General features: G+C 72.8%; 18 protein-coding genes and 1 tRNA gene. 4 read left to right on the top strand and 15 right to left on the bottom strand.

Going from position 1 to position 26628, the window contains the following annotated elements:
* Positions 1–27 precede the first annotated feature (27 nt).
* A complete protein-coding gene (gene rbsK, locus VMF70_15195; protein ID HTT69368.1) occupies positions 28–960 on the top strand; it encodes a ribokinase in 933 nt (310 codons plus the stop codon).
* A 170-nt stretch (positions 961–1130) separates the two neighbouring features.
* Complete coding sequence (locus tag VMF70_15190) at positions 1131–2825, top strand: M28 family peptidase (GenBank protein ID HTT69367.1); 1695 nt, start codon at positions 1131–1133, stop codon at positions 2823–2825.
* 70 nt (positions 2826–2895) lie between these two features.
* Here the strand turns inward: VMF70_15190 and VMF70_15185 are convergent, their stop codons facing one another.
* Together VMF70_15185 and VMF70_15180 are read right to left on the bottom strand one after the other, a co-directional pair.
* Complete coding sequence (locus tag VMF70_15185; GenBank protein ID HTT69366.1) at positions 2896–6120, bottom strand: PAS domain S-box protein; 3225 nt, start codon at positions 6118–6120, stop codon at positions 2896–2898.
* Between the two features lie 93 nt (positions 6121–6213).
* On the bottom strand, positions 6214–7119 hold the full coding sequence (locus tag VMF70_15180; protein HTT69365.1) for a pirin family protein: 906 nt from the start codon (positions 7117–7119) through the stop codon (positions 6214–6216).
* A 207-nt stretch (positions 7120–7326) separates the two neighbouring features.
* Between VMF70_15180 and VMF70_15175 the strand changes: the two genes are divergently transcribed.
* Complete coding sequence (locus VMF70_15175) at positions 7327–9441, top strand: serine hydrolase (protein HTT69364.1); 2115 nt, start codon at positions 7327–7329, stop codon at positions 9439–9441.
* A gap of 79 nt (positions 9442–9520) precedes the next feature.
* Here VMF70_15175 and VMF70_15170 read toward each other — a convergent pair whose 3' ends face one another.
* The 9 genes from VMF70_15170 to VMF70_15130 all read right to left on the bottom strand — a co-directional run bounded on the left by VMF70_15170 (position 9521) and on the right by VMF70_15130 (position 18160).
* Positions 9521–10024 (bottom strand): hypothetical protein, encoded by a 504-nt coding sequence (locus VMF70_15170; protein ID HTT69363.1) that lies wholly within the window; start codon positions 10022–10024, stop codon positions 9521–9523.
* A 248-nt stretch (positions 10025–10272) separates the two neighbouring features.
* Entirely contained in the window at positions 10273–11577 is a 1305-nt protein-coding gene (locus VMF70_15165) for an aminotransferase class V-fold PLP-dependent enzyme (GenBank protein HTT69362.1), read from the bottom strand.
* 4 nt (positions 11578–11581) lie between these two features.
* A complete protein-coding gene (locus VMF70_15160) occupies positions 11582–12148 on the bottom strand; it encodes a DUF2911 domain-containing protein (protein ID HTT69361.1) in 567 nt (188 codons plus the stop codon).
* 217 nt (positions 12149–12365) lie between these two features.
* A complete protein-coding gene (locus VMF70_15155) occupies positions 12366–13988 on the bottom strand; it encodes a TonB family protein (protein ID HTT69360.1) in 1623 nt (540 codons plus the stop codon).
* Positions 13985–14359, bottom strand: a complete 375-nt coding sequence (locus VMF70_15150; protein ID HTT69359.1) for a BlaI/MecI/CopY family transcriptional regulator — start codon at positions 14357–14359, stop codon at positions 13985–13987. The genes VMF70_15155 and VMF70_15150 overlap by 4 nt, the downstream gene beginning before the upstream one ends.
* Positions 14360–14598: 239 nt before the next feature.
* A tRNA-Ile gene (locus tag VMF70_15145) sits at positions 14599–14672 on the bottom strand.
* Between the two features lie 78 nt (positions 14673–14750).
* A complete protein-coding gene (locus VMF70_15140) occupies positions 14751–15020 on the bottom strand; it encodes a hypothetical protein (GenBank protein ID HTT69358.1) in 270 nt (89 codons plus the stop codon).
* 47 nt (positions 15021–15067) lie between these two features.
* Positions 15068–17014: a translational GTPase TypA gene (gene typA, locus VMF70_15135; GenBank protein HTT69357.1), complete on the bottom strand. Its 1947-nt coding sequence runs from the start codon at positions 17012–17014 to the stop codon at positions 15068–15070.
* Positions 17015–17278: 264 nt separating this feature from the next.
* Complete coding sequence (locus VMF70_15130; GenBank protein ID HTT69356.1) at positions 17279–18160, bottom strand: cation diffusion facilitator family transporter; 882 nt, start codon at positions 18158–18160, stop codon at positions 17279–17281.
* A 53-nt stretch (positions 18161–18213) separates the two neighbouring features.
* Here VMF70_15130 and VMF70_15125 point away from each other — a divergent pair, with 53 nt between their 5' ends.
* A complete protein-coding gene (locus VMF70_15125) occupies positions 18214–19551 on the top strand; it encodes a hemolysin family protein (GenBank protein HTT69355.1) in 1338 nt (445 codons plus the stop codon).
* A 28-nt stretch (positions 19552–19579) separates the two neighbouring features.
* Here the strand turns inward: VMF70_15125 and pdxA are convergent, their stop codons facing one another.
* The 4 genes from pdxA to mfd form a co-directional block, all read right to left on the bottom strand.
* The gene (gene pdxA / locus VMF70_15120) at positions 19580–20494 is read right to left on the bottom strand and encodes a 4-hydroxythreonine-4-phosphate dehydrogenase PdxA (protein HTT69354.1); all 915 of its coding nucleotides are present in this window, start codon (positions 20492–20494) and stop codon (positions 19580–19582) included.
* Between the two features lie 62 nt (positions 20495–20556).
* Positions 20557–21876, bottom strand: coding sequence for a peptidylprolyl isomerase (locus VMF70_15115; GenBank protein ID HTT69353.1), 1320 nt, complete (start codon positions 21874–21876; stop codon positions 20557–20559).
* A gap of 4 nt (positions 21877–21880) precedes the next feature.
* Positions 21881–23356: a peptidylprolyl isomerase gene (locus VMF70_15110; protein HTT69352.1), complete on the bottom strand. Its 1476-nt coding sequence runs from the start codon at positions 23354–23356 to the stop codon at positions 21881–21883.
* An 8-nt stretch (positions 23357–23364) separates the two neighbouring features.
* Positions 23365–26628, bottom strand: coding sequence for a transcription-repair coupling factor (gene mfd / locus VMF70_15105; GenBank protein ID HTT69351.1), 3264 nt, complete (start codon positions 26626–26628; stop codon positions 23365–23367).

Below are 26628 nucleotides of genomic sequence, written 5' to 3'. Positions count from 1 at the left end.
AAGGGAGCCCGGGAGAGGAGGACCCGCGTGAGCGACGGTCGCATCGCCGTGATGGGCATCTTCGTGGCCGATCTCGCGTTCCGCACCCGGAAGCTGCCGGCCTGGGGCCAGACCGTGCTCGGCGCCGAGTACCGCATCAGCCCGGGCGGCAAGGGCTCGAACCAGGCCGTAGCCGCGGCCCGGCTCGGCGCGCCGGTGAGCCTCATCGGCAAGATCGGCCGCGACGCGTTCGGCGCGCTGGCGCGGGAGACCTGGAGCGCGGCGGGGATCGACACGCGGTTCTGCTTCGAGGCGCCCGGGCAGGCGAGCGGCGCCGCCGCGATCGTGGTGCACCCGGCCACCGGCGAGAACGCGATCGTCGTCGTGCCCGGCGCGTCCTCCCTGCTGACCGCGGCCGAGGTGGACCGCGCGGCGGAGCTGATCGCCGGCTCGTCCGCGTTCGTGGCACAGCTCGAGGTGCCGCTGCCCGTGGTCGAGCACGCGCTCGCCCTCGCGCGCGGGCGGGGCGTCCTCACCATCCTCAACGCCGCCCCGGCGCTCCGGCTGCCGCGCCGCGTCTGCGCCCTGTGCGACGTCCTCACCCCCAACGAGGTCGAGGCGGCGGCCCTCACCGGCCGGCCGGTGCGCGGGCGGGCCGAGGCCGAGCGTGCGGCCGACGTCCTCCTCGCGCGCGGTGCGCGCAACGTGGTGATCACCCTCGGCAGACGCGGCGCGTTCGCGAAGAACGCCGCGGTCGCCCGCCACGTGCCCGCGTTCGACGCCGGGCCCGTGGTCGAGACGACCGGCGCGGGGGACGCGTTCACCGGTGCGCTCGCCGTGGCTCTGGCCGAGGGCCGCGACCTCGTCGCCGCGACGCGCTTCGCCTGCGCGGCCGGGGCCATCTCGGTGACCCGGCACGGCACCGCTGCCTCCATGCCGGTCCGCGCCGAGGTGGACGCCCTCCTCGCCCGCACCTCCTGAAACTTCCCTCCGCACCTCCTGAAACTTCCCTCCGCGCCTCCTGAAACTTCCCTCCGCGCGGCGGCGTAAAGAGACCCGTTTCCGACCCGCCGACGAGCCCCCAAACCGGCGCCCCGCGCCCGGTGAGGCGGCCGCGGCCGTGCGGCACCCCACATCAACCCGGAGCCCCGATGCGTCTCGTCCACCGCGTAGGGTGGCTGGCCCTGCTGGCGCCGAACGCCCTCGCCGCCCAGATGGCGCTGCCCCTCAAGCACGCCCCCCAACCGACGGTGCCGGCCATCACGGCCGCCGACCTGATGACCCGCCTCTACATTTACGCCGACGACTCGATGATGGGCCGGCGCGCCGGCACGCCCTGGAACCTCAAGGCGACGGCCTACGTCGCCGCCGAGGCGCAGCGGATGGGCCTCGTGCCGGCCGGCGACAGCGGGACCTTCTTCCAGAACGTCCCGCTGGTGAAGGAGACGATCGACAGCACGTCCACCATCACGGCGGGGGGCACCACGCTCCGGGTGTTCGACGACTTCCTCCCGCGTCACTTCGGCGCGGGTGAGCCGCGCTCGGTGGACGGCGCGCAGGCGATCTTCGGGGGCTCGCTCAACGCCGCCGACTCCTTCCCGGTCGAGCAGGCCCGGGGCCGGGTGGTGGTGTTCTCCCTGCCCGCCGGGCCGTTGCGCATCAACCCCGGCGCGGTCATCGCCCGGCTCAACGAGGCCGCCGGCCTCGCGTTCCCGGGGCTGGAGCGGGTCCCGCCCCAGTTCAAGCACTTCCTCCGGGAGCCGTCGGTGACCCTGGCGCCCTCCGGCGGCGACCAGCGCGGCGGCCCCACCATTCTGCAGCTCACCTCGGCCGCCGCGGGGGCGCTGCTCGGCATGCCGCTCGACAGCGCCAGGGTCGGCGCCACGGGCGCCACGCTCCGGGCGCACATCACCGTCACCCGCGAGAGCGCGCCGGCGCGGAACGTGGTGGCGGTCGTCCGGGGCAGCGATCCGAGGCTGCGCGGCGAGTACGTCGCCATCGGCGCCCACAACGACCACATCGGCCTCACGCTCCCGCCGGTGGACCACGACTCCATGCGCATCTTCAACCAGGTGGTGCGGCCGGAGGGCGCGGAGCAGACCGGCAAGCAGGCCACGCCCGCCGAGCAGGACCGGGTGGACAGCCTGCTGGCGGCATGGCGGACGGCGCACCCCGGCACCCAGCGCGCGGACTCGATCGACAACGGCGCCGACGACGACGGCTCGGGCACGGTGTCGGTGCTCGAGATCGCCCAGCGCATCGCCACCGAGCGCGTGAAGCCGAAGCGCTCGATCATCTTCGTGTGGCACACCGGGGAGGAGCTGGGGCTGTTCGGCTCGACCTGGTTCACGGACCATCCGACGGTGCCGCGCGATTCGATCGTGGCCCAGCTCAACATCGACATGATCGGCCGCGGCGACTCGGCGGACGAGACGGGCCGCACCAAGGAGGGCGCGCCCATCCACGGCAACCCGAACTACCTGCAGCTGGTGGGCTCGCGGCGCCTTTCGACCGAGCTGGGCGACCTGGTGGAGAAGGTGAACACGGAGGACCACCACGGGCTCGCGTTCGACTACTCGCTCGACGCCGACGGCCACCCGCAGAACATCTACTGCCGCAGCGACCACTACTCGTACGCGCGCTACGGCATTCCGGTCGTGTTCTTCACGACGGGCGGGCACGCCGACTACCACCAGGTCACCGACGAGCCGGAGTACATCGACTACCCGCACATGGCCCGCGTCGCCAACCTGGTCGAGGACGTCGCGATGCACGTGGCCGACCTGGACCACCGCGTGGTGGTGGATCACCCGAAGCCGGACCCGCAGGGGGCCTGCCGGCAGTAGGGCGGACCCGCGCAACGAAGCCCCGGCCGGTCACCGCGACCCGCCGGGGCTGCGTCGTTCGGGCGGCCGGCTAGCTGGCCGGCGGCAGGTCGAGCACCTCGCGGACCTTGCGCAGCAGGTCGTCGATCGTCCAGGGCTTGGCCAGGAAGGGCACGTCCCGCTCGAGCAGCGAGCGCTCGTGCACGTCGCGCGCGGTGTAGCCGCTGGTGAACAGCATCCGCGGCGCGGCGCCGGCGGCCCGCAGCGCGGCCAGCAGCTGCGGGCCGCTGGCCCGCGGCATCACGACGTCGCTGATGATCAGGTCGGGCGCGGCGGGCCGCGACTTGACCAGGCCGAGCGCGTCCTCGCCGTCGGTCGCCGTGACGACGGTGTAGCCGTGCTTCTCGAGGACCCGGGTCGCGGTGCGGCGCAGCGAGGCGTCGTCCTCCACGAGCAGGATGGTCTCGTGGCCGCCCCGCGGCTTGGGCGGGGGCTCCACCCGGTGCTCGCCGGCCTCCTCCGCGACCGCCGGGAAGTAGACGCGCACCGTGGTGCCGCGGCCGGGCTCGCTGTAGACGCTGATGAAGCCGCCGTGCTGCTTGACCAGCCCGTACACCATCGCCATCCCCAGACCCGTGCCCTGCCCCACCGGCTTGGTGGTGAAGAACGGCTCGAAGATGTGCTGCACCGTCGCCGGGTCCATCCCGACGCCGCTGTCACTGACCGACATCGTCACGTACTCGCCCGGCTCCCCCCAGCCGTAGGTGCGCAGGTGCTCCTCGTCGAGCCGGCCGCGGGCCACGGTCAGGCGGAGGGTACCGCCGGCGGCCATCGCGTCGCGCGCGTTGGTGACCAGGTTCATCAGCATCTGCTCGACCGCGACCGGGTCGGCCCGGATCACCGACCGCGGCGTGTCCACCTGCACCGACACCTCCACGTCCTCCGGCACGACCCGGCGCGCCAGGCGCACGAAGTTCGCCAGCAGCGCCTCCAGCGACACGGCGCGCGGCTCCAGCGCCTGCTGGCGGCTGAAGGCCAGGAGGCTGCGTGTCAGCTCGGCCGCGCGGCCGGCGGCCTGCCGGATCATCTCGAGGTCCTCGCGGTGCGGGCCCTCGGCGGGCAGCAGGGTGGCCAGCAGCTCGTGCGAGGCCAGCACGGTCGTGAGCAGGTTGTTGAAGTCGTGCGCCACGCCCCCGGCGAGCTGGCCGACCGCCTCCATCTTCTGCGCCTGCCGCAGCTGGTCCTCGAGGCGCCGCTGCTCGGTCACGTCGAGCACGGTGCCCGTCATCCGCAGCGCCGCGCCGCGGGCGTCGCGCTCGATGCTGGCCTGCTCGCGCACCACGCGCTGCGTGCCGTCGGGACGCCGGATCCGGTGGTCCACCTGGTAGGGCGCGCCGGTGCGCAGCGCCTCGGCCACCGCGGTGCGCACCCGCGGCACGTCGTCGGGGTGGACCGCGCCGAAGAACAGCTCGTTGGTCACCGCGACCGCGCCGGGCTGGTAGCCGAAGATCCGGCAGGTCTCGTCCGACCACCACAGGGGGTTCCGGTCCACGTGGGCGGCGTCGGCCAGGTCCAGCTCCCAGATGCCGAGGTGGGCGATGGCCTGCGCCTGCGACAGCCGGACCTCGGTCCGGCGCAGCGCCTCGTCGGCCTTCACCCGCTCCGTGATGTCGCGGTCCACGCCGCGGTACCCCTCGAGGCTCCCGTCGCCGCCGAAGATCGGCACGGCGCTGCTCTCCAGGAACCGGTACGCACCGTCCTTCCGCTGCCAGCGGATCACGAGGTTCCGCCAGCCCCGACGCTCCGCCGCCAGGGCGGCGAACTGCTGCGCCACGTCCGCCCGATCGTCCGGGTGCACCAGGTCGAAGGCCCGCCGGCCCACCAGCTCCTCCGGGCCGTACCCCAGGATGCGGGCCACGGCGGGGTTGGAGTACGTGTGCACGCCCTGGGGATCCACCGACCACACCCAGTCCGTCGTGGACTCGATGAACGACCGGAACCGCTCCTCGCTGTCGCGGAGCGCCGCCTCGGCCCGCATCCGCTCGCCGATGTCGCGGACCACGACCTGGATGGCCGGCCGGTCACGGTACAGCAGCGGCGTCGCGGCGACCTCCACGTCGATCGGCGTCCCGTCCAGCCGCAGAAAGCGCTCGGTCACCAGCGGCACCGGCCGGCCGCGGCCCACCATCGCCTGGACCCGGTCCGCCACGGTCGGGCGCGAGTCCGGATGCACGAACTCGAGCATCGGCCGCCCGATCAACTCGTCCGCCGACCGGGCGCCCATCATCCGCACGCCCGCGGGGTTGATGAAGACCACCTTGCCGTCGCTGTGGACCGCGATCAGGTCGGGCGCCACGTCCACCAGGCGCCGGTACTGCTCCTCGCTCGCCCGCAGGGCCGCTTCGGCCCGCTTGCGCTCGATCGCCATCGCCACCTGCGTGGAGACGAACTGCAGGATGCTCCGGTCGGTCTGGGAGTAGCGCACGCCCTCCGTGTAGGACTGCACCACCAGGACGCCGATGGTGCGGCCGTCAGTCTGGAGCGGCACGCCGAGCCAGTCCACCGAGTCCGACCCGATCAGCTCGACCTCCTTCCGCCGCCGCAAATCGCGCATCACGTCCGGCGTCGCCAGCAGCGGCTGCCCGGTGCGGAGCACGTAGTCGGTGAGCCCGCGGCCCGGCGGCTTGGGCTCCGGCGCCTGGTCCAGCTCGTCCACGAAGTAGGGGAAGGAGATCAGCCCGCTGGCCGCGTCGTACAGCGCGATGTAGAAGTTGCGCGCCGGCATCAGCTCGCTCACGATGCGGTGGATCGCCGTGTACAGCGCCTCCAGGCTGGGCGACGCGTGCGCCGCGTCGGAGATCCGCTGCGTCGCCGCGTGGATCTGCTCGGAGCGGCGGGCCTCGGTGACGTCCACCGCGTCCACCAGCGCCCAGGACACGCGGCCGCCCCGTGCGATGGGCACCAGCCGCGACTCGAACACCCGCGTCCGCGAGCCGGGATCGGGGAACGCCACCTCGTAGCGGCCGGGGACCCCGGTGCGGAACACGCGCTCGAGGACCGCCGCGACCCGGTCGCAGTCCTCCGCCGGCAGGTGCTCGCACAGGCTGGTGCCGAGCAGCTCGCCCACCGCGCGCGACGCCAGCGGGCGGTTCGCGTAGGCGATGCGGTAGCGCCGGTCGATGACCATCACGACGTCGGGGGAATGCGCGAACAGCTGGTGCCAGAACCGGCGGCCGCCGGGCAGCCGGTCCCCGGCCGTCTTCCGGCGGCGGGCCCGGGAGCGGCGCGCCGCCGGCTTGGCCTTCCGGGGCTTCACCGCGTGGCGGCCCGCGCGGTGCCGCGCGCCAACGAGGTCATCACCTAGGGTGCAGCCCCCGGCGCGGCCGCGCAAGCCGCGCCGGCGCGCGGCTCAGCCGTGCTTGATGAACGTGCCGTCGTTCAACTCGGCGTACGCCTGCTGCAGCTCCGCCTCGGTGTTCATGACAATCGGGCCGTACCAGGCCACCGGCTCCTCGATGGGCTGCCCCGACACGAGCAGGAACCGGATGCCGTGCTCGCCGGCCTGCACCGTGACCTCGTCGCCCCTCCCGAACAGCACCAGCGAGCGGTTGCCCGCCTCCTCGCGCACCACCGTGGCCGCGGGATCGAGCTGCTCGGTGAGCACGCCCTGCGGGGCCGAGCCGTCGCGGAAGCTGCCGCCGCCCTCGAATACGTAGGCGAACGCGTTCCGCGTCGTCTCGACCGGCAGCGTCTTGCGCTTCAGCGGCGGCACCCGCACGTCGAGGTAGCGCGGATCGGCCGCGACCCCGTCCACGGGGCCCGTCTTGCCCCAGAACGTGCCGCACACCACCCGGACGCGCGTCCCGTCGTCGTCCGTGACCTCCGGGATGTCCTTCGCGGCCACGTCCTGGTAGCGCGGGTCCGTCATCTTGAGCGCCGCCGGCAGGTTGGCCCACAGCTGGAATCCGTGCATCCGGCCGGCCGGATCGCCCTTGGGCATCTCCTGGTGCAGGATCCCGCTGCCCGCCGTCATCCACTGCACGTCGCCCGGACCCATCGTCCCGCTGTTGCCCAGGCTGTCGCCGTGGCTCACCGAGCCGGCGAGGACGTAGGTGATCGTCTCGATGCCGCGATGCGGATGCCACGGGAAGCCCGCGAGGTAGTCCGCCGGGTTCTCGTTCCGGAAATCGTCCAGCAGCAGGAAGGGGTCGAACTCCTTCGTGCTGCCGAAGCCGAACGCGCGGCGCAGCTTCACGCCCGCGCCTTCGAGCGTCGGCCTCGATTCGATGATGCGCTTCACCGGCCTGATGGACACGGTCGCTCCTTGCTGCAGACGCCGTCGGAGTGGATGAAGGGAAGATAAGCCCGCTGGCAAGGGCGACGCCCGGCCGGCCGGGCGGGCCGCCCCTGCCGGAGGGGACTCTGGTCCGCCCCGGCGACGCGCCCCATGTTGGGAGGCGCCGGGCGCCGGACCCCGGCGGTCAACCGCACTGCTGCCCGGCGCCATTGCGTGGGAGGATGGATGCGCACCCGTCCGGTTTCCGTCGCCCTTTGCACCCTGCTCGTCGTCGCCGCCGCACCCGGGTCGGCCCGTGCCCAGCAGGCCGAACCGTCCTGGGCCGGCCACTGGACCGGCAGCATCCAGCTGCCGACCGGTGACCTGGCGTTCGAGGTCGTTCTCGCGCCCGCCGGCGAGCATTGGACGGGCGACATCTCGATTCCCGCGCAGAATGCGTCGCACCTGCCGCTCGCGGCCATCACGGCCCGCGGCGACTCGCTCGGCTTCACGATCCAGGGCGTCCCGGGCGAGCCCACCTTCCGCGGCGCGCGATCGGCCGACGGCACGTCGGTCACCGGCCAATTCACGCAGGGCGGCCAGGCGTTCGCCTTCACGATGCGGACCGGTGCGGGTCCCGCCGAGGCCGCCCGCCAGGCGCTCGCCGGCTTCGACGCGTGGGTGGATTCGGCCCTGACCGCCTGGCACGTGGTGGGCGCCAGCATCGGCATCGTCGTGGACGGCGAGGTCGTCTACGCCCGCGGCCACGGCCTGCGCGACCGCGACCGGCATCTCCCGGTCACCACCCAGACCCTGTTCGCCATCGGCTCGGCGTCGAAGGCGTTCACGGTCTTCGCCCTCGGCACGCTGGTGGACCAGGGACGCATCGCGTGGGACCACCCGGTCACCGACTATCTGCCGTGGTTCCGGATGTACGATCCCGACGTGACCCGCCGGCTGACGGTGCGCGACCTGGTGACGCACCGCTCCGGCCTCCCGCGCCACGACCTGATGTGGTACAACAACCTCACCGCCACCCGCGAGGACCTGGTGCGGCGGCTGCGCTACCTCCGGCCCAACAAGGACCTCCGCGAGACCTTCCAGTACAACAACCTGATGTTCCTGACGGCGGGCTACCTGGCCGGGACGCTGATGGGCACGTCGTGGGAGGCGGCGATCCGCTCACTCGTGTTCCAGCCGCTGGGGATGACCGGCAGCAACTTCTCCGTCGCCGAGTCGCAGCGCGCGAGCGACTTCTCGCAGCCCTACGAGGTCCGCCACGACACGGTGCACGGCATGCCGTTCCGGGACATCTCGCTGGTGGGGCCCGCCGGGTCCATCAACTCGAGCGTGGACGACATGCTGAAGTGGGTGCGGATGCAGCTCTCCGACGGCACGGTGGACGGGCGACGGGTCATCCAGGCCACGACGCTGCGCGACATGCACACGCCCCACATGCCGATCGGGCTGTCGGACCAGAAGGAGTTCGGCGCCACCGACTACGGCATGGGCTGGTTCCTGACCAGCTACCGAGGGCACTACCGCGCCGACCACGGCGGGAACATCGACGGCTTCTCGGCGCTGGTGACGCTGTACCCGCAGGACCATCTCGGGATCGTGGTGCTCACCAACCAGAACGGCTCCGCGCTGCCCGGACTGGTGGCGCTGCACGCGGCCGACCGGATCTTCGGACCTCCGCTCCGCAACTGGAACGCCGAGGCGCTCGCGCGGCGGACGGCCGCGCAGGCCGAGCAGCGCGAGGCGGCGCAGCGCAGGACGTCGGTGCGCGTGCCGAACACCCGGCCCTCGCACCCGCTGGCCGACTACGCCGGCGACTACGCCGATTCGGGGTACGGCACGCTCGGCGTGACGGTGGACTCGGGCCACCTGGTGGCCGTGTACAACGGCATCCGCACCGCGCTCGAGCCCTGGCACTACGACGTGTTCAACGGCGTGCGGAATCCCGCCGACCCCACCTTCGAGGACATGAAGTACCTGTTCAGCGGCAACGTGAAGGGCGACATCGACGCCGTCAGCGCGGCGTTCGAGCCGTCGGTGGACCCGATCGTGTTCCGGCGTCAGCCGGACGCCGAGCTGCGGGACTCGACCTTCATCCAGCGGTTCGCCGGTCGCTACGCGCTCGCGACGGACACGATCAGCATCGTGCGGCAGGGGATCGTGCTGGTGCTGAACGTGCGCGGCCAGCCGCCTTACCCGCTGGTGCCGTACCGGCGGGCCGAGTTCGACTTGGCCGGGCTGCAGGGGTTCAGCCTGGCCTTCACGACCGACGCGTCGGGCGCCGTGACGGGGCTCGTGTCGCGGCAACCCGACGGGGTGTACACGGCGAAGCGGCTGCCGTAGGGCGACCCGGGGGAGCCTCACTCGGCGAGCGGCCCGGGGCCGTCGCCACCGGGTGACCGCCGGAGGAGTCCGGCGGCCGTCACGCCGCCGGGGGCACGCTCCGGTCGGCGTCCTTGGCGAGCCGCGCCGCGAAGATCCCGAGCACCGCGGCGACGAACAGCGCGATCACGGTGCGCGGGGCGCCGCCCAGCGTCGGCCACACCGCGTCGAACGCCGTCGCCCGCTGCAGCATCGTCCACGCGACGAACGCGATCGGGGGGATCAGCGCCCGCCCGACGTCGAGCCTTTCGCGCGTCCGGAAGCGGGGCACGAGGTACAGCGCGACGCTCAGCACGATCAGGCCCACGAACGCATAGCGCAGCGTCCCGGGCTCCGTGATGGTCACCTGCGGGAGTCCGTCCTGCACCACCGTGGCCGTGGTGACCGAGAGGATCAGCCCGTGCAGCGCGAGCACCTCGGCGGGCACGAGTGCCGCGAGCGCGTCCACGTAGGTCCCGAGGCCGGGCGGTGCCGCGTCCAGGCTCGTCCCGGGCTCGGCCCGCAGCCTCTGCGTCGTCAACGCACCGTACAGCAGCGTGCTCATCGGGTGCCTCCTCCGGATCCGTCAGCCGCCGAAGGCGATCCCGCCCGCGACGCGCACCGGACTGGTGCGGCCGCGACCAGGACGGCCGCGACGATGCGATCGGGCGAGCGCGGAATCGGGCGTGGCATCATGCGTGACCCGGGTCGGGGGATACGCACGTTAGCGAACGACGGGCCCCGGCGTCCAGCCTGGCGCCGGGGCCGGCGCCGGCTCCGCGCGCGCCGGGCCGGCCGCGGCTCGACCAGCGGCTACGAGAGGGCGCTCAGCAGCGCTTCGACGTCGTCGGAGCCGTTGAAGATGGACGGCGAGATGCGCATCCGGTCGCCGGAGAGGCTCACCGCCACCCTGGCCTGCTTCAGCCGGTCGGCGAACCGCCGCTCGGCGTCCGGCGCGGTGAACGCGATCAGCGCGGACGTGGTCTCGGGCGGCGTGATGGGAGTGAAGCCCAGCCGCGGCAGCTCCTCGCGCAGCCGGCGGAGGAGCGGCTGCCGGTAGGCCCGGATGTTCGCGACGCCGATGCGCCGCAGGTAGGGCAGCGACACCGCCAGCGCGTTCACCGCGGCCTGCGCGTAGGTGCCCACCTCGAAGTGCCCGCTCGCGTCGGGATGCAGGGTCCAGGTCACCGGCGCGGCGCCGGGCGGATCGGACGGCAGGTAGTGCAGCTCGGTATCCGCCTGCTGGTAGCCGGTCTGGGTGCGGTGGATCACGGTGTCGAGCAGGTCCTCCCGCACGTAGAGGAACCCCACGCCGAAGTCGCCCATCAGCCACTTGAACGTCGAGCAGGCGCAGAAATCGAGGCCGGCGGCCTTCACGTCGAGCGGCGTGTTGCCGGCCGCCTGCACGACGTCGGCGTACACGTACGCCCCGTGCGCGTGCGCCAGGTCGCACACGGCCTTGAGGTCGTGCTCGAAGCCGTTGTACCACGACACCTGCGACACCGCGACCAGCCGGGTCCCCCGGTCCACGACGCGCGCGAGGTCGTTCAGCTCGATGCGCCACTCGCGCGGCCGGACGAGCCGGACGTCGAGGCCCCGCTTCGCCAGCTCTCCGTACAGGACCAGCGAGCCCTCGAAGTGCAGCGCGTCGGTGACCACGTTGCCGGCGCCCGCCGGGATCCCCAGGCCGTTGACCACCAGGTTCTCGCCCGTGCTGGTGTTCTGGACCAGGCTGATCTCGGTGGGCCGGGCGTTGATCAGCGCCGCGAACTCCGCCTTCACCTCCGCCGCGAGCGAATCGCCGCTGCGCCGCCGCTCCTGGCGGAAGGTGCGCGTGTCGAAGTAGCCGCGGACGGCCTCCGCGGCGGCCACGGGGATCGGGTGGATGAAGGCGCTGTTGAGGTACGCCTGGCCCGGCGGGATGGCGAAGTCGCCCCTCACCGGCAGCCCGCCGCCTTGAGCGCCCGTCGTCGGGACCGCCGGCAGCGCGTGCTCGATCCGGGGCCAGGCGGTCGCGGCCACCAGGCCGCCCAGGCTCGCCAGGAGGCCGCGGCGGGTGACGTCCATCGTGTCGCTCCGGGTGCCGGTTCGCGCCACCGCGCCGGCGGCGCGTGTCACTTGGTCAGCCCGCCTTCTTGATCGGGATATGGACACGGGTCTTTTCCCACTCGACCACCAGCGCGGAGGTCGGCCCGGCCACCAGGCGCATCGTGAGCTGCTCGATCGGCGTGGCCAGTGTCTCGACCGCGACCGTGCCCTTCCCCGCGTCCTGGGCCTGAACCGGATCGTCGATCGGGATGCCCCAGCGGTCCACGACCTTGTTGACGTGCACTTCCCAGCTCGCCTGCTGGGGGACCACGTACAGCGAATACGTCCCCGGCGGAACGTGCACCCCGGCCACGTCGGCGGCGAAGGGGACGTACAAACGCGTGGGCTCGTTGGCCCCGAGCCGCCACGGCGTGCCGAAGGGGAGCACGTCCCCCAGCATGGTCCGGCCGCGCGCCGAGGGCCGCCCGTAGCAGACCTTCACCACGGCGCCGTCGATGGTGGCCTCGACCGAGTCCAAAGGGCTGGGCCGCTTCGCGAGGTCGGCGGGGGTGCCGCGGTGCGTGCAGGCCCCCGGCGGCGCCTGGCCGGCGAGGGCGACGGGAAGGGCGAGTCCGAGCACGGCGAGCAACGTGATTCTCACGGTTCCTCCTTGCGGTCGCGGCGGGGCCGGTGCGTCCGCCGACCTGAATCGTATTACCGCCGGCCCCGGTGCGGGCAAGCCCCGGGGTCGCGCCCGTGGGCCGAGAGGGGCCGCGCCCGAGCGGGCGCCCCGCCACGACAGCGCCCCGCCCGAGGACCTGAGCTCGAGCGGGGCGACGGGTCTCCCGCGGCGTTTCCGCCCCGGGCGGGACAACTCCTCAACGATGCTGTGGTGCCGGCGCGGACGGAGGCTCAACCTCGATCGGGAACCTGATCATCACCGGTACGGCGCGCCCGCCGATACGACCTGGCGCGTAGGTGGACGCGATGACGGCCGCCCGCGCGGCGGCATCGAACCCCGGATGCCAACTCGCCAGGATGCGTACCGACCCGGCGTCGGCATGCCCGGTCGAGTCCACGATCGCCTCGACGTACACGCGGTAGCTCACGCCGGACTCGCGGAGACTGTCGCCGAACGCGCGGAGACTGTCCGGGAACGTCAGCGGCGGGCGGCTGAGCAGCCGTGGCCGTTCCGTGACCGAATCCTCCCGGTACACCCCCGGCGGAGGCTGAGGTGCGGGAGGGCCGGGCGTGACCGAGAAGTTGAACGGGATCCGGACCCGCACCGCTACGGCGCGTCCGTCGAGCCGCCCCGGACGGAAGGTGGTGGCTACCACTACGTCGCGCGCCACGGCCTCGAACGCCGGATGCGAGCTCGACACGGTACGTACGGAACCAGAGTCCACACGCCCGGTCGTGTCGATGACGGCCTCGAGGAGCACGTGGCCGCCGATGCCCGCTGCCTTGAGACTGTCCGGGTATGCCAGCTGCGGGTGGTGGAGCATCCGCGGCCGTTCCGTCACCGAATCTTCCGCATACACCCGTTCTCGCTGCGGAGTCGGCGCCGGTGCCGGCCGCGGCGTCATGCAGGCGGCCGCGACGACGAGCGTGCCCGCACCCGTGGCGAGCGCAGTCCGGACCAGACGCCACTTCGGGCTGGGAGATGTCATGGCCTCGATCCTCCTTTCCAGCAACGTGCGCGCTTCCGAGAATGCGGTGGGGGCGAGCAGCGGCTGGCTCGTCGAGCGGGCGCCGACGCTGAGCAGCAGCACACCGTAGGCGTGCGCGTCGGCGCCGGCACGCATCACCCGGCCATCGCAGTCGGTCTCGACGGCGAGCTGCAGCCGGCGCACCTGCCACCACAGGGGGAGGGCCCACGGCACGAGCATCAGCGCCACCGTGGCGCCGAGCAGGAGATCCGGGTCGCGCGCGGCGCGATGTTCGTTCTCGTGCAGCAGCATCAGCGAGCGCGCTGCCGGCTCCGCCGCCAGGGCCCATTCCGGGAGCACGACCCGCAAGCCTCCCAGCCGCACGACGGCAGGCCCGAGATCGGGCGCTACCAGCACCTCCGTTCCGTCCACGACGGCCGCGTGCCACCCGCGCGCCCGGCGCCGGAGAGTGACGCCGGCTCGAAGCAGGCCGAGCGCCAGCGCGAGTGAGGCACCGGCCCACAGCAGCAGCAGCGGCCGGCTCAGGGAGGCAATCAGCGGGCCGATCTTCCGCTGGGTGCGGGAGACGCCCACCGGGGCCGCCCTGCTCGCCGGCGGCGGCCCGACGACGAGGTCCTCGACCAGCACCGATCCCGGTGCGACGCGTGGAGGAACGGGGACGCCGGGGATCATCAGCCCGGCCACGGGCACGAGCAGCGACGCCGCGATGGCCACCGCCCAGAGGAAGCGACGGGGCCTCGCCCACAGTCTCGCGGCGCGCTCCAGTGCGAGGGCGGCAAGGCCGAAGCACAGGCTGAGGGCCGACGCGTAGAGCATCCAGATCGCGATCATGGCCGCCCTCCCTTGATCCGAGCGTCGAGCAGCCGCCGCAGCCGTCGCAGGTCCGCTCTGCTCAGCACGCGCTCGCCGACCAGCTCGGTGAGCAGGAGCTCCGGCGATCCGCTGAAGAACCGGTCGACGAGCTGCCGGACGGCGCCCCGTCGCGCGACGCGCTCCGGAACGAGCGCGAAGTAGCGATGGGCCCTGCCTTCTCCCTCGTGCCGCACATGTCCCTTGGCCTCCAGGATCCGCAGCACGGTGAGCACGGTCGTATAGGCCAGCTCGTCGTGCAGGGCGTCCCGGACCTCGGCCACGGTCCCGGAGCCGCGCTCCCACAGCACGGCCATCACGTCGAGCTCGCGATCCGTCAGGGCGATAGCCACCGCTCCCCCCAGCTACTAATGTGCTAGTAGATGGTAGGAGCGGCCGCCCGGCTTGTCAACTATTGATTTAGTAGCTAAACGGTCGGCGATGCGTTACCCATCGCGCCCCATCCTGCGTCCGGGGGGGCTCTCCACGGGAATGGCATGGCTTGCAGAGACCGATTGGTGTCCACAATCCCGCCTCAGCAGAAGCCCCGCTCAGTCGTGGACGACCGAGCGGGGCTTCAGGTTGCGCGCAGTGGGCCTGGGTAGAGTTGAACTACCGACCTCACGCTTATCAGGCGTGCGCTCTAACCACCTGAGCTACAGGCCCGCTCCAAGTTGCCAGACGGCAAGTTGCCAGGGGACGGGTCTTCCCCCTTTGCCGGCTGCACCCTCACAACCAGGTTCATCACGCGTCCCACTCCCGCCGCGGGCGGCCGCCGCCGCGGCGGGGCACCGCGTCGTCGTCGTCGTATTCCTCGTCCAGCTCCTCGAAGTCGTCGAAGTCCTCTTCTTCCTCGTCCAGCTCCTCGTCGTACTCCTCCTCGTCGAGATCCTCGTCCTCGAACTCCGCGTTCTCGTCGAACTCGTCGAGGTCCTCGAACTCCTTCTCCTCGTCGTCGTCTCCGCGACGCCCGCGCATCACGACCCGCGGCTCCGACGCCCTGCGCGCGTTCATCCCACCCTCCAGAGTAGGTTCGGGCCGGCCATGGGACTCCGATGACATCAGTCCGCCACCGCCCGGGCGGCCCGGGCGAGCTTCTTCCGCTCGTTCTGGCCGAGGGCGCGCTTCCTGAGCCGCACCGCGCCCGGCGTGACCTCGATCAGCTCGTCGTCCTCGATGTACTCGAGCGCGAGTTCGAGGGTAATGTCCCGGGGCGGTTCCAGCAAGACGGCCTCGTCCGACCCGGACTGGCGCATGTTGGTGAGACGCTTGCCCTTGGCCGGGTTCACGTCCAGGTCCCCCGGCCGGCAGTGCTCGCCCACCACCATCCCCTCGTACACCGGCTCCGTCGGCCGCACGAACAGCACCCCCCGCTCCTGCAGATTGAACAGCGCGAAGGCCACCGCGGTTCCCTGGATCATGCTGACCATGACGCCCCGGCTGCGGCCCTCGAGCGGGCCGGCCCACTGGCCGTACTCGAGGAAGCGGTGGTGCATGATCCCATTGCCGCGCGTGTCGGTCAGGAACTCCGACCGGTAGCCGAACAGGCCCCGCGCGGGGATGCGGAACGCCATCCGGACCGTGCCGTGGCCCGGGTTTTTCATGTCCATCAGCTCGGCGCGCCGGGGCCCCAGCTTTTCCATCACCGTGCCGACGAACGGCTCGGAGACGTCGATCGCCAGCTCCTCGTACGGCTCCTGCATCTCGCCGTTCGGCCCCTCGCGGGTGATGACCCGGGGCCGCGAGACGAGGAACTCGTAGCCCTCGCGCCGCATCGTCTCCATCAGGATGCCGAGGTGCAGCTCGCCGCGGCCGGCCACCCGGAAGGTGTCCGGCGAGTCCGTCTCCTCGACCCGGAGCGCGACGTTGCGCTCGACCTCGCGAAACAGCCGCTCCCGGATCTGGCGGCTGGTGACGAACCGGCCGTCGCGGCCGGCGAACGGCCCGTTGTTCACCGAGAAGTCCACCGTGATGGTCGGCTCCTCGACCGCGATGCCCGCGAGCCGCTCCGGCGCCTCGGGATCGGTGACCGTCTGCCCGATCTCGATGCCCTCGAGCCCCGACAGCGCGACGATCTCCCCCGCCGACGCCTCCTCGACCTCCACCCGCGCCAGCCCTTCGAAGCCGTGCAGCTGCGCGACCTTCGCCCGCGCGAACGTCCCCTCCGGCACCAGGCCCGGCTCGCCCCACGGCAGCAACGCCACCGTCTGGCCCGGGCGCACCGACCCGCGCTCGATCTTCCCGATCGCGATCCGCCCGACGTAGGGCGAGTGGTCGAGCGTCGAGACCAACATCTGGAACGGGCCCTCGAGCGCACGCGGCGGGGGCACGTAGTCGACGATGGCGGCGAACAGGGGCCGGAGGTCACCCGTGAGCCACTCCGGCGTGCCGGGCACGACGAAAGGATGCAAGGGTGTGGGCGGTAGGCTGTCCGAGCCGGACGCCTCCACACCCGACACCCTATCCCCTGCACCCTGCTTGGAGGGCAGCTCCGTGAACGCGACCCCGTAGCGGCTCGACGCGTACAGGAACGGCGCGTCGATCTGGGCCGTCGAGGCCTCCAGGTCCATGAACAGCTCGAGGCACTCGTCGTGCACCCGGAGCGGCTCGGCGTCCGACCGGTCGATCTTGTTGATGACGACGATCGGCTTGAGACCCAGCGCCAGCGCCTTCCGCGTCACGAACCGCGTCTGCGGCATCGGCCCCTCGGCCGCGTCCACCAGCAGCAGCACGCCGTCCACCATCTTCAGGATGCGCTCCACCTCGCCGCCGAAATCCGCGTGGCCCGGCGTATCGACGATGTTGATCTTCACCTCGCCCCAGCGCACGGCCGTGTTCTTGGAGAGGATCGTGATCCCGCGCTCGCGCTCCAGCGGGTTGCTGTCCAGCACGCGCTCCATCACCTGCTGCCCGGCGCGGAATACGCCCGCCTGGCGCAGCATCATGTCCACGAGAGTGGTCTTCCCGTGATCGACATGCGCAATGATGGCGATGTTGCGGATGTGCACGAGATGCCGCGGTTGCCGGAACCTAGACGAGGGGGCTCATAGTGGTGGCGGCGGCAAGGTAGGGGGGAGGGGGGAAGTGCGCAAGTGGCGGGACGGGGCCAAACGACAGGTGAGAGGCGAGAGGTGAGGGGTGAACCGTTCAGGTGAGAAGTGAGAGGTGCAAGGGCGTGAGAAATGAGGGTGAGAGGGGAGACGCTCACCTCTCACGCCGTTCGCTTCTCACGTCTCACCCGAACCTCTGACCCCTCACCTCTCACTTCTGGTTCACTCGTGCCACGCCGTCTCCCGCTCCATCTGGATCGTCACGTGCTGGATGCCGAACGTGCGCACCCGGCGGCAGATCTCCTCCAGCGCCGCCTGGTGGCGCCCCGGGTCCGGCACGGTCGCGTGCGCACTCATCGCCACGATGCCGTTGCTCACCGTCCAGACGTGCAGGTCGTGCACGTCGGACACCCCCGCCACCGCGCCGATGGCGCCGGCCAGGTCGCCCAGGGACACGTGCTGCGGCGTGGCCTCCAGCAGCACGTCCACCGACTCGCCCACCAGCCGCACCGCGCTCACCAGGATCAGCGCGGCGATGACGATCGAGATGAGCGGATCCGCCGGCCGCCAGCCGGTCGCCAGAATGACGCCCGCGGCCGCGATCGTGCCCACCGAGCCCAGGGTGTCGCCCAGGATGTGGAGGTAGGCCGCCCGGGCGTTGAGGTTCTCCTCGCGCGCCCGGTGCAGCATCACGACGGCGACCAGGTTCGCCGCCAGGCCGACGACCGCCACCGCCAGCATCAGCCCGGACCGGATGTCCGGCGGCTGGCGGAGCCGCCCCAGGGCCGCCACGACGATCCAGATGGTCACGCCGATCAGCAGCGCCCCGTTGAACAGGGCCGCGATGATCTCGAGGCGGTAGTAGCCGAACGACTTCTCGGCCGTGGCCGGCCGGCGCGCGATCCACAGCGCGAACAGCGACAGGCCGAGCGCGCCGGCGTCGGTCACCATGTGCCCGGCGTCCGCCAGCAGCGCCAGCGACCGGGACACCAGCCCGCCCCCCAGCTCGGCGACCGCGATGACCACCGTCAGCACGAGCGCCCACAGCAGCGCGCGGGCGCTCTCCGGCCGCTGCGGCGGCCGCACGCAGCCGGCCTCGCTCACCGCCCGCTCCGGATGCGGGGGGCCCCGATCACGTGTAGCTTGCCTGCCCGGACATGAACGGCTCCTGGCAACCCATCGCCACGCGCATCGGCGTGGTCGCCCTGCTCGTGCTGGCGAACGCGTTCTTCGTCGCCGCCGAGTTCGCCCTGGTGTCGTCGCGCCGGCTGCGCATCGACGCGATGATACGAAGGGGCGATGCAAAAGCCAAGCTGGCGCGCCGCGCCCTGCTCGCCATCGACCGCTCGATCTCCGGCACCCAGCTCGGCACCACGCTCGCCAGCCTCGGCCTCGGCTGGGTGGGCGAGCCCACCATCGCGCGCTCGCTCGAGGGCCTGTTCGCACCGCTGCCGCGCGTGCTGGCCCCGCTGGCCACCCACGGCGTCGCCGGGACCCTCGCGTTCCTGTGCATCACCTTCCTCCACATCGTCCTCGGCGAGCTGACCCCCAAGGCGGTGGCGCTGCTCTACCCGGAACGCACCAGCACCTGGCTCGCGGGCCCGCTGCTGGCGTTCACGATCGCCACCAATCCCTTCATCTGGCTGCTGAGGGGCAGCGCCAACGCCGTGCTCCGGGTGTTCGGGCTGCGCGCCCCGACCCGGCTGGACCGCCTGCACTCGGCCGAGGAGCTGCGGATGCTGGTGGACCAGAGCGCCAAGGCCGGGAGCCTGGACCGCACCGACGCGCGGCTGCTGGCCGGCGTGTTCGAGTTCTCGGAGAAGACCGCTCGCGACGTGATGACGCCGCGCACGGCGATGACCGCGTTGCCGGCCACGGCGACGCTGGCGGAGGCGGCCGACCGGATCGCCGTCGCCCGCCGCTCCCGCTACCCCGTGACCGGGGCATCGCTCGACGACATCGTGGGCATCGTGCACGCCAAGGACGTGCTCGCCGCCCTGCGGCGCCCCCAGCCGCCCGGCGCCCTCGCCGAGCTGATGCGGCCCGCGCACTTCGTCCCCGGCTCCCGCGAGGTCGAGGACGTGCTGGCGGACATGAAGCTCAAGAGCGTGCACATGGTCATCGTGCTGGACGAGTTCGGCGGGACCGCCGGCCTGGTGACGATGGAGGACCTGCTGGAGGAGATCGTCGGAAAGATCTACGACGAGTACGACCGTCCGGCCGGCCTCCGGCTGAGCGGCACGATCCCGCCGCCGGGCGCCGCGCATCCCGGCAGCCTGACGCTGCCCGAGGTCAACGCGCGGTGCGGCCTCGCGCTCGCCAGCGACGACTACACGACCCTGGGCGGCTACCTGTTCGGCCGGCTGGGGCGGCTGCCGGTCGTGGGCGACCGCGTCGAGGTCGGCGGCGGGGCGTTCGAGATCGTGGCGATGGACGGGCGGCGGGTGGCGGAGGCGAGGTTCGTCAGGTCAGAAGGCGTGAGAGGTGAGGGGTGAGAGGGGAGACGCTCGCGTGAGAAGCCGCTCACTCCTCCCTCTTCAGTCTCACCACAATCTCCCTCGCCACCTTGATCGCTTCCTTCATCGAGGACGGGTCCGCGATCCCCTTCCCCGCAATATCCATCGCCGTCCCGTGGTCGGGCGAGGTGCGGGGCACGGGCAGCCCCAGCGTCACGTTCACGGCGTGGCCGAACGACGCGACCTTGATGGCCGTCATCCCCACGTCGTGGTAGGGCGCCAGCACGGCGTCGAACTCCCCCCGCATCGCACGCACGAACACGGTGTCCGCCGGCAGCGGCCCGGCGATGTCGAGGGTGCGGGCGGCCGGGCCGAGGACCCGCGCCTCCTCGTGCCCGAACAGGCCGCCCTCGCCCGCGTGCGGATTGAGGGCGCACAGCGCGAGCCGCGGCGCGGCGAGGCCGAACCACGCCGTCAGGTACTGCCGGGCGACGAGGCCGACCTCCACGATCCGCTCGGGCGTCAGGATCGAGAGGGCATCGCGCAAGGCCAGGTGCGTCGTGACCAGCACCACGCGGAGCCGGTCCGAGGCCAGCATCATCGCCACCTGCCGCGCGCCCGTCAGGTCGCGCAGCAGCTCGGTGTGGCCGGGAAACCGGTAGCCCGCCGCGTTGAGCGCCCGCTTGTCCCCCGGGCCCGTCACGATGGCGTCCACCCGGTCTTCCTTCCACAGCCGTACCGCGGCCTCGACGGCCAGCCCGGTGAGCCGCCCCGCCAGCTCGAGGCGGGCGCCGCCCGGCGGCGCGCCGTCCCAGCGCCCCACCCCGGCCCTGTGGTCGGCGGGGATGCCCGCGATGACGTCGTCGGGCCCGACGACGGTGGTCTCGGCCCCGGCCGCGCCGATGGCGGCGGCCACGATCTCGGGACCGATGCCCCGAGGGTCACCGACGGTTATGGCGAGCCGGGGCGCGTGGACGGGCATCGTTGCTCGGAAGACGGCAGGCCGGGAGCGGACGGATGGGGCGTAGCGAGCTCAGCGCCGCTTCACAGCCGCTCGCTCACGTACGTCTGGTTCCGGAGTGAGCGGAGCAGCTCCTGGACGGCCTTCTGCTGGGTGAGTCGCTGCCGCAGCTGGTCGCGCACGTCCTCGAACGTGAAGTCCCGCTCGGGCTCCACGGCGGTCAGGATCGCGACCGCGTACTTGGTGCGGTTCGCCGACTCCGTGCTGATGGCGAACGGCGGGATGGGCTGGCCGATGGTCGCCGAGTCGAACGCGGCGGCGTAGATGGGCGGGAGCTTGGCGCGCTCGACCGAGTCCACCCGCACCTGTTCCGTGGTGTCGGCGTAGAGGCCGGCGAGCGAGTCGAAATCCGCGCCGCCCTTGAGCAGCGCGAACACGGTGTCGGCGCGCGCGCGTGCCACGGCCAGGTTGGCCGAGTCGACGGCCGGAATGAACAGGATGTGCCGCGCCTTGATCTCGCCCGGCTGCACGTGCTCGACCTTGATGATGTGGTAGCCGTAGGGCGTTTCCACCGGGCCCGCGATCCCGCCCTCCGGCGTGGCGAACGCGACTTTCTCGAACGCGTCCACCATCGTGCCCCGCCGGAACCAGCCGAGGTCGCCGCCCACCTCCCGCGTTCCCGGGTCGTCGGAGAAGCGGCGGGCGAGCGTCTCGAAGTCGGCCCCGTGGCGGAGCTGGACCAGGACCGACTCCGCGCGTGCCAGCGCCGCCGCCCGGGCCTCGGCCGTCGGGCGCGGGGCCACCACGATCTGCTTGAAGAACACCATCGCGGGCCGCTTGTTCTGCTGCCCCTGCGCCTGCCAGTCGCGGAAGGCGTCGCGCAGCTCGGACATCGTCACGCTGGCGGGCTTGAGCTTCCCGTCCTGGCGGAGCTTGCCGAGGTAGGCGTCCTCGTACTGCGAGCGGCGCTGCTGCTCGGTCAGCCAGCGGCGCCACTCCTCCGGGGTGCCGAAGCCCGACGCCGCGATGGCGGCCCGGAACTCGCCCTCGCTGCGGTACTGGCCGCGGATCGAGCGGGCCTGGTCCTCGGCCTTGCTCAGCACCTCGGCGTCGGCCACCGTGATCGAGGTGTCGCGCCGCGCCTTCTGATAGAGGACCTCGTCGTCGATCATCGTCTGGAGGATCTGCCGCCGCAGCGCCGTCCGGCCGGCGGAGTCCGGCGGCAGCCGCAGGCCGTTCTGCGACTGCTGGATCAGCACCCGCTCCTGGACGTCGGAAAGCAGGATCGGCTCGGTCCCCACGACCGCAACCACGCGGTCGACGAGCTGCGGCGCCTGCTGCGCCGCGAGCGGCGCGGGCGCCAGCAGCAGCGCCCACCACGCGGCGCGCAGGCGCGCGGTCACCGGGCTACCGGGCTCCCTTCTTGGCGGGACTCGGCGCCCCCGGGGCCGGCTGCACCCCGACCGGCGGCCCGCTCGGCGCCGGGGTCATCGGCGGCACGCCGGGCACCTGGCCGCGCGGCGTCACCGGACCGCGGAGCGCCGTCGCCTTCTCCAGCGCGCGGTCCACGCCCGCCGGCGAGACGTCCCACGAGGAGCGGGCGCGCAGCACGTCGGACAGGAACGCCGGCAGCTCGAAGAACGGGTGCGCGGTGGGAGCGGAGACGAGGTCGGCGAAGTAGCGCTCCGCGCGGTGCGCGGCGGCCTCGGTGCGGCTGCGCCGGGCGGCCGTGTCGGCGGCGAGCGACTCCGGCGCCACGCCGAGGCGCGCCTCCATCGTGTCGAGGTCCGCGTGGTAGAAGGTGCGGATCGTGTCCCGGTCCGCCGCCGTCAGGTTGATGCCCCGGACCTTGGCCGCGTTGATCAGGATCTCGTTGCGCACCACCGTCTGCAGGAACTGGTTCAGGGACGAGTCCGCCGCCTGGGCGACCGCCGCCCGGGTCTGCGGCGGGAACGCCTCCAGCCAGCGGACGAACTCGCCCAGCGTCAGCGACCCGCCGCGGTAGGTCGCGAGCACGCGCCCGCTGCCCTGGTACGCCCGCACGTTCTGCGCGGCGGCGCGCGCCGCGGCCGGCGCGGAGCCCTTGATCTTGATCTCGGCCGCGCGGTTGACGCTGTCGGCGTAGATCGAGTCGAACCGCTGCACCAGGGTGCCCTTCACGCCGGTCGCGAACGAGTCCCGCACCTGCGCGAGCGTCGGCCGCCAGATGATGTGGTACCCCCAGGGCGTCTGCACCGGATCCGACAGCTGGCCCGGCTTGAGGCCCCAGGCCGCATCCTCGAACGCCTTGATCATCGTCCCGCGCGCCACCAGCCCCAGCGAGCCGCCGGCCTTCGCGCTGCCGGGATCGTCGGACTTCTGGGACGCCAGCCTGGCGAAGTCGGCGCCGTGGCGCAGCTGCGTGAGATACCCCTGCAGCTGGCGCAGCTTCGCCGCCTTGAGATCCGCCGACGTGTCGGGCGACACGCGGACCAGGATGTGGTCGAGCCAGCGCAGGTCGCCGGCGTTGTAGGCGCTGTCCACCTGCTGCGGGGTCAGCTCGGCGCGGCTGCCGATCACCGCGTCGTGGTAGCGGTCGGCGACGCGCTGCATCACCGCGGGCCAGTTCACCGCGATCACGGTCGCGCTGTCGAGGAGGCTGTCGCCCCGCGCCACGGCGCGGGCGAGGAGCTGGTAGTCCACCCAGTCGTCGGCCAGGCGCTCCATCACCTCCCGCCGCAGCGGGATCTGCTTGACCGGAGCCACGAGCTCGGCCAGCTGCGTGACCGTCAGCTCCTGTCCGGCCGCGCGGGCCACCACGTCCTGGTGGGCCGACAGCGCGTCGCGCAGTCCCGAGCAGCCGGCCAGCGCGAACAGCGATACCACCGCAAGGCGGCGAACCATCGTCTCTCCTATGGAAGTGTCTCATCCACGGCGCGCGACAGCGCGCGCACCAGTCCCGCCACCAGCGGCATCCCGCCGAGCCGGCGGAGCTTCATCACCAGCGGGGCCGCCCGGCGCACCTCCGCGTCGAACTGCACCTCGTCCATGGCGGCCGTGAGATTCGCCAGCCGCGGCACCGCGCCCGTCCGGAACACCAGGCGCGCCTCGTCGCCCCGCACCAGAACCGTTTCGAGGCCGAGACGCGCGCCGATCACCCGCAGGTGGGTGAGCGCGACGAGCGCCTCGGCCTCGGCGGGAGGCCGGCCGAACCGGTCCACCATCTCCTCCCGCAACTGTTCAATCTCGCCACTGGACTGACTGCGCGCCAGCCGCCGGTACAGGTCGAGCTTCGCCGCGTCGTCGGGCACGTACGGATCCGGCAGCAGCGCCGCGCGGTCCAGCAGCACCTCGGGCGGCGCCGCCACCACGCCCCGGGCCTCGCCCTTCAGGCTCCGCACCGTGTCTTCGAGCATCCGCAGGTAGACGTCCACGCCCACCGACATCGCGAATCCCGATTGCTCCGCGCCGAGGATGTTGCCCGCTCCCCGGAGCTCGAGGTCCTTGAGCGCGATCCGGTAGCCGGCCCCCAGCTCGGTGTAGTGCACCAGCGTCTCCAGCCGCGCCTCCGCGGCCTGATCCACGTCGTCGGGCACCAGCAGGTAGCAGTAGGCGCGCCGGTGGCTGCGGCCCACCCGGCCGCGGAGCTGGTAGAGCTGCGCCAGGCCGAGCTGGTGGGCCTGGTGCACGATCATGGTGTTGGCGTTGGGCACGTCGAGCCCGGACTCGACGATCATCGTGGAGCACAGCACGCCCACCTCGCCCGCGACGAACCGGCGCATCACCTCGTCCAGGTCGCGCGAGCGCATCTCGCCGTGCGCGATCGCCACCGTCGCCCGCGGCACCACCCGGCGCAGCCGCTCCGCCACCGTCTCGATCGTCTCGATCCGGTTGTGCACGAAGTACACCTGCCCGCCGCGATCCAGCTCGCGCGCGATCGCCTCCTCGAGCAGCTCGTCGTCCCACGGCTCCACGAAGGTCAGCACCGGCGAGCGGTCCCGCGGCGGGGTCTCGATCAGCGTGAGGTCCCGCAGCCCGGCCAGCGAGAGCTGCAGCGTCCGCGGAATGGGCGTCGCCGTCAGCGTCAGCACGTCCACCGCGAGCCGCAGCCGCTTGAGCCGCTCCTTGTGCTCCACGCCGAACCGATGCTCCTCGTCCACGACGATCAGCCCCAGATCGTGGAACTGCACGTCGGGCGACAGCAGCCGGTGGGTCCCGATCACCACGTCCAGCGTGCCGGCGGCCAGGTCGGCGAGCGCCGCGCGCTGCTCCTTCGGGGTGCGGAACCGGGACAGCGTGACCAGCCGGACCGGGTAGTCGGCCAGCCGCTCGCTGAAGGTGCGGCCGTGCTGCTCCGCCAGAATCGTGGTGGGCGCCAGGACGGCGACCTGCTTGCCGGCCGTGACGGCCTTGAACGCCGCGCGCACGGCGATCTCGGTCTTGCCGTAGCCGACGTCGCCCACGACGAGGCGGTCCATCGGCCGCGGCGCCTCCATGTCCCCCTTCACCTCCTCGGTCGCGCGCCGCTGGTCGGGCGTGTCCTCGTAGAGGAACGACGACTCCAGCTCGCGCTGCCACTTGCCGTCGGGCGGGAACGCGTACCCGGACGCCAGGCGGCGGCGCGCGTACAGGTCGAGCAGCTCCGCCGCCATCCGGTGGACCGCCTCCTCCGCCTGGCGCCGCACCCGCGCCCAGCGCTTGCCGCCCAGGCGGTCGAGCTTGGGCGGCTTCGCGTCGCCGCCCGCATCGTCCACGCCGCGGAACCGCTCCAGCTGGTCGATCCGGTGCAGGGGCACGTGCAGCAGGTCGCCGCCTTCGTACTCGACCGCCGCCACGTCCAGCGTGCCGTCCGCGACCGCGATGGTCTGCATCCCGCGGTAGATCCCGATGCCGTGCTCGAGGTGCACCACGGCGTCGCCCGGCTTCAGGGCCGCGACCGCGCCCACCGGCGAGGCCTGGCGGTAGCGCCGCGGGCGCCGGATCCGCCGCGCCCGCCGGAAGATCTGGTGATCGGTGAAGACCACGAGCCCCGGCAGCGCGAAGCCGCCGTCGAGCGCGCCCACCGCGAGGTGCAGCCGCTCGGGGAAGCCGCCGCCCTCGCCCAGCAGCTCCTCGAGCCGCTCGAGCTGGCCCTGGTTGTCGCACAGCACCAGCGCCTCGACGCCCGCTGCCGGCCGCAGCCGCGCGAGGTCGCGCCCCACCTCGGGGGGCGGCCCGACCGGCAGCGGCGCCCCGCCGGCCGCCCGGAGCGCCAGGCGCGGAAAGGCGCCGCGCGCCGCGTCCCACGCCCCGGGCTCGACCAGCATCGCCTCGCGCGGCGGCACCACCTCGCCGAGCCGCCGGGCGATGGCCGCGTGATGCTCGGCCTCGGCCCAGGCCCGGCGCACCTCCTCGGCGAGCCGTGCCTCGCCGTCCTCCACGACCAGCGTGCCCGGCGGCAGCAGCTCGAACAGCCCGCGCCGCACCGACTCCCCCTCGCCACCCAGCGTGGCCCGCGGGTCCACCGGCAGCACCGTCACCCGCTCGGCCGGCCCGGTGGACCGCTGGGTCGAGAGGTCGAACGTGCGCAGCGCGACGCACGCGTCGTCCCAGAACTCCGCCCGCGCCGGCTGCGCCATGCCGAAGCCGTAGACGTCCACGATGCCGCCGCGCACCGAGAACTGGGCCACCTCGGTGACCATCGGCACCCGGCCGTAGCCCATGCGCTCGAGCCGCCCGACGGCGTCCCGGAACGAGACGCCGACCGCGAGGTCCAGGCGGGCGGCCTCGAGCGCCGCGGGAATGAGCGTCCGCTCGCCCGTCGCGCGGGCCGTCGTCACGATCACCCGTGCCGCGCCCCGGTTCAGCCGCTCCAGCGTCTCCACGCGCTCGCCCGCGATCTCGTAGTGCGGCTCGTTCTCGCCGAGGCCCTCGCGCTGCGGGTACAGCGCGACCGCCTCGTCGGTGAGGAGCACCGTCAGGTCGGCCAGCCACCGCTCCGCGTCGGTGGGCGCGGCCGCGACCACGACGGTCAACAGGTCCGGCCGGTCCAGCGCGTGCGCCGCCACCAGCAGCGCATCGGAGGAGCCGGGCAGCGCGGCCAGCGCACGGGAATCCCGCCGCTGGCGCAGCGCGGCGAGCAGCGTCTGCACCTCGGCCAGGGCGCCGAACTGGGCGACGAGTCGCGGCAGCGGCAT

It is taken from the genome of Gemmatimonadales bacterium (genome assembly GCA_035502185.1).
GTDB lineage: Bacteria > Gemmatimonadota > Gemmatimonadetes > Gemmatimonadales > JACORV01 > Fen-1245.
Note: the sequence above shows the minus strand (reverse complement) of the source record. Positions and strands in the feature narration are given on the sequence as shown.